Origin of the sequence: Flavobacterium sp. CAN_S2 (assembly GCF_015752255.1) — a bacterium.
In the GTDB taxonomy this organism is placed as follows: domain Bacteria; phylum Bacteroidota; class Bacteroidia; order Flavobacteriales; family Flavobacteriaceae; genus Flavobacterium.
The window spans coordinates 1-1,764 of sequence record NZ_JADOVA010000013.1 but is presented as its reverse complement, the minus strand read 5'-3'; the positions used below and the strand labels follow the sequence as shown (position 1 = coordinate 1,764).

Annotated in this window: 1 protein-coding gene; it reads right to left on the bottom strand. The window is 46.7% G+C overall.

The annotated features are described in order from the left end of the window. Positions 1-1,764: beta strand repeat-containing protein (locus tag IWX80_RS16905; RefSeq protein ID WP_442899857.1), on the bottom strand; the 1,764-nt coding region annotated here is incomplete at both ends.

Sequence of the window (1,764 nt, the reverse complement as noted above, 5' to 3'; positions counted from 1 at the left end):
ATTTCACAGATTTGGTACACCAACGTGTAAGAACCGGCAGGCGTACCCGCAGCCACTACCACATCAGTACCCGATAAAGTCACACCAGCATTCGAAGATGAAACCGTAGTCAAGACAACTTGCGAAGCCAAAACAGGCACACCGTTCAAAGTATCGTTAACCAATACATTGGAGAAAGCCGTTCCGCCATTGGCACCGTTTACAGTAGTTCCGGCATCATCATTAGCGACAATAGCAGGAGCTGTAACGCTAACAGTAACGGTAGCCGTATCACAATTGGTTGGATTTAGTATTTCACAGATTTGGTACACCAACGTGTAAGAACCAGCAGGCGTACCCGCAGCCACTACCACATCAGTACCCGATAAAGTCACACCAGCATTCGAAGATGAAACGAAAGTCGTAGCCACTTGCGAAGCCAAAACAGGAACCCCGTTCAAAGTATCGTTAACCAATACATTGGAGAAAGCCGTTCCGCCGTTGGCACCGTTTACAGTAGTTCCGGCATCATCATTAGCGACAATAGCAGGAGCGGTAACGCTAACAGTAACAGTAGCCGTATCACAATTGGTTGGATTTAAGATTTCACAGATTTGGTACACCAAAGTGTAAGAACCAGCAGGCGTACCCGCAGCCACTACCACATCAGTACCAGATAAAGTCACACCAGCATTCGAAGATGAAACGAAAGTCGTAGCCACTTGCGAAGCCAAAACAGGAACCCCGTTCAAAGTATCGTTAACCAATACATTGGAGAAAGCCGTTCCGCCATTGGCACCGTTTACAGTAGTTCCGGCATCATCATTAGCGACAATAGCAGGAGCCGTAACGCTAACGGTAACTGTAGCTGTATCACAATTAGTTGGATTTAAGATTTCACAGATTTGGTACACCAACGTGTAAGAACCGGCAGGCGTACCCGCAGCCACTACCACATCAGTACCCGATAAAGTCACACCAGCATTCGAAGATGAAACCGTAGTCAAGACAACTTGCGAAGCCAAAACAGGCACACCGTTTAAAGTATCGTTAACCAAAACATTGGTGAAAGCCGTTCCGCCGTTGGCACCGTTTACAGTAGTTCCGGCATCATCATTAGCGACAATAGCAGGAGCGGTAACGCTAACAGTAACGGTAGCCGTATCACAATTGGTTGGATTTAAGATTTCACAGATTTGGTACACCAACGTGTAAGAACCCGCAGGCGTACCCGCAGCCACTATCACATCAGTACCCGATAAAGTCACACCAGCATTCGAAGATGAAACCGTAGTCAAGACAACTTGCGAAGCCAAAACAGGCACACCGTTTAAAGTATCGTTAACCAAAACATTGCTGAAAGCCGTTCCGCCGTTGGCACCGTTTACAGTAGTTCCGGCATCATCATTAGCGACAATAGCAGGAGCGGTAACGCTAACGGTAACGGTAGCTGTATCACAATTGGTTGGATTTAGTATTTCACAGATTTGGTACACTAACGTGTAAGAACCGGCAGGCGTACCCGCAGCCACTACCACATCAGTACCCGATAAAGTCACACCAGCATTCGAAGCAGAAACAAAAGTCGTAGCCACTTGCGAAGCCAAAACAGGAACCCCGTTCAAAGTATCGTTAACCAATACATTGGAGAAAGCCGTTCCGCCATTGGCACCGTTTACAGTAGTTCCGGCATCATCATTAGCGACAATAGAAGGAGCCGTAACGCTAACAGTAACGGTAGCTGTATCACAATTAGTTGGATTTAAGATTTCACAGATTTGGTAT